We start from the raw sequence: 2,282 nt of genomic DNA, 5'->3' as shown, positions 1-2,282 counted from the left end.
CAAGGCCGAGGTCGCAGACCTCTGCGCCAAATTCCCGATCTATCCGAACCTGTAAGACGAAGGACCCGAACCTATGAGCTTTCATTCCATTGACCAAGCCCCAGCACGCCTGAACCGAAGTGAATTGGCCGTGCCCGGCAGCCAACCCGGAATGTTCGAAAAGGCAGCCAAATCCGATGTAGACGTCATTTTCCTTGATCTGGAAGACGCCGTCGCGCCCGATGAAAAGGAACAGGCCCGCAGGAACATCATTCAGGCGCTGAACGACATCGATTGGGGCAACAAGACCATGTCGGTTCGGATCAACGGTCTGGACACGCATTACATGTACCGCGACGTCGTCGATGTGGTCGAACAGGCGGGTGAACGGCTGGACCTGATCATGATCCCCAAGGTCGGGACAGCCGCAGATGTGTATGCGGTCGACATGCTGGTGACCCAGATCGAAGACGCCAAGGGTTACAAAAAACGGATCGGGTTCGAACACATCATCGAAACCGCGCTTGGCATGCAGAATGTCAGTGAGATTGCGGCAGCATCCAAGCGCAATGAAAGCTTGCACTTCGGTGTGGCCGACTATGCGGCCTCGACCCGTGCGCGAACCACGATCATCGGTGGTGTGAACCCGGACTACTCTGTTTTGACCGATGCGGACCCCGAGGACGGTCGCCAGACCCATTGGGGTGACATGTGGCATTATGCTCTGGCCCGCATGGTGGTTGCGGCGCGCGCCAACGGGCTGCGTCCGATTGATGGGCCTTTTGGCGATTTTCAGGACCCGGACGGTTACAAGGCCGCCGCAAAACGTGCCGCCGTTCTGGGTTGCGAGGGCAAATGGGCCATTCACCCAAGCCAGATCGCGCTGGCGAACGAGGTGATGTCGCCGTCCGACGCCGAGGTCATCAAGGCGCAGCGAATTCTTGTTGCCATGGCCGAGGCCGAGGCAGACGGAAAAGGCGCCGTTTCGCTGGATGGTCGACTGATTGATTACGCCTCCATCCGTCAGGCCGAAGTGCTGGTGGAAAAGGCATGCCAGATTGCTGCGGCGTGAACCAAACCAGTGTTGCGTGGACAAACTGCCCACGCGATGTCATCGCCGGTTGCGCAAGCCGAAGAAGTGCTAGGATCCTTCCGGCGCCATCGAACCCGTGAACCGACGGTCCCGGACATCATCCGGGCTGGTTTTGTAGCAGCGTTGAAACGCACGTTTCAATGCGACGGGCGATGAAAAACCGGTGGCTGCCGAGATTTCGATCTGCGACATGTTCGTGAACTGCAACAGGTTCTGCGCCCTTTCCAGACGAAGCTCCTTGTACGTGGAAAGAAGCTTTGCTCCGGTTTTGCTCAGGAACCGTCGTTGCAGCTGCCGCGTCGAGGTTTTGAGCAAACGGGAAAGATCGGAGATCGTCAGAGGATCTTCGATGTTCTCCTGCATCGCATCCAAAGTGCGCACCACCAGAAGATCGCCTTTTGCCTTGTGCACCAACCGGGCGGCCAACCTGCTTTCGTGTTTTTGCGTAGGTTCGGTCAGGCCGATATAGCTGCGCAATGCGTCCGCAATATGCTCTCCGTGATCCAAGGACACGAATTCGGACAACAACCGCAACGCGCTCAGTCTGCTGGTCGCGCTGTGGGGGTGCCCGTCGGCGGCCAGATGGGTTGCCGCACCGCAGCTTTCCAATCCGCTTTCCAGCGCGGCCGCGGCAAAGTTCGGGTGAACCGCGACGATGTTTCGGCCCGCTCTGCCCAGTTGCACCAGCAACAGGACAGCTCCACCGACCAGAACGGTCCTTGAAGACAGGTTGAGAACTTGCGAAATCCAGCTTCTGCGCGAACCGGAGACGTCCCAGTTGTTCTCCAGGTCGCCCCAGAATATCGCCGTCCGACCTGCCCAATAAAGAGGCCCGCCAACCGAGTCATTTCCGGACACCCGGAGATTGACGACGTAAGAGCAGTTTTCGACCAGGCTGTTCAGAGCGTGATAGAACTCGACGACGATCTCGGCCGATGCCAGCGCCCGGGTGTCGCTGAGGATAACATCGATGTGTTTTATTCTTTCGGGCACCTCCGGCCCGGTCTTTGCCAGGTCGGCGCGATCATTTGCGAGGACATAGTGTTTCATTGTTCCTCCATCGAATTGACGAGAGGCAGCGCCTCGCTGGACGCTGCCCTCATTTTCGGATTTCAATCCGCCAGGGCAAACCGCGGATTGCTACGCCCGGTTCCCTATTCCGCGGCGTCTGCGTATGCGTCCATTGGGGGGCATGTGCAGACGAGGTTTC

Annotated in this window: 2 protein-coding genes; one reads left to right on the top strand and one right to left on the bottom strand. The window is 58.4% G+C overall.

Annotated features, from left to right (window positions below; all coding sequences use genetic code 11):
• Nucleotides 1-73: 73 nt before the first annotated feature.
• Nucleotides 74-1,051: a CoA ester lyase gene (locus tag GS605_RS20920; RefSeq protein ID WP_171725212.1), complete on the top strand. Its 978-nt coding sequence runs from the start codon at nt 74-76 to the stop codon at nt 1,049-1,051.
• A gap of 69 nt (nt 1,052-1,120) precedes the next feature.
• Here the strand turns inward: GS605_RS20920 and GS605_RS20915 are convergent, their stop codons facing one another.
• On the bottom strand, nt 1,121-2,122 hold the full coding sequence (locus GS605_RS20915) for a helix-turn-helix domain-containing protein (protein WP_171725211.1): 1,002 nt from the start codon (nt 2,120-2,122) through the stop codon (nt 1,121-1,123).
• Nucleotides 2,123-2,282: the final 160 nt, after the last annotated feature.

Origin of the sequence: Ruegeria sp. HKCCD7559 (genome assembly GCF_013110575.1) — a bacterium.
Classification (GTDB): Bacteria; Pseudomonadota; Alphaproteobacteria; order Rhodobacterales; family Rhodobacteraceae; genus Ruegeria.
Note: the sequence above shows the minus strand (reverse complement) of the source record. Positions and strands in the feature narration are given on the sequence as shown.

Bases quoted from the DNA above. Each gene is read 5' to 3' on its own strand.
- GS605_RS20915 (WP_171725211.1), bottom strand. From the start codon at position 2,122: ATGAAACACTATGTCCTCGCAAATGATCGCGCCGACCTGGCAAAGACC.
- GS605_RS20920 (WP_171725212.1), top strand. From the start codon at position 74: ATGAGCTTTCATTCCATTGACCAAGCCCCAGCACGCCTGAACCGAAGT.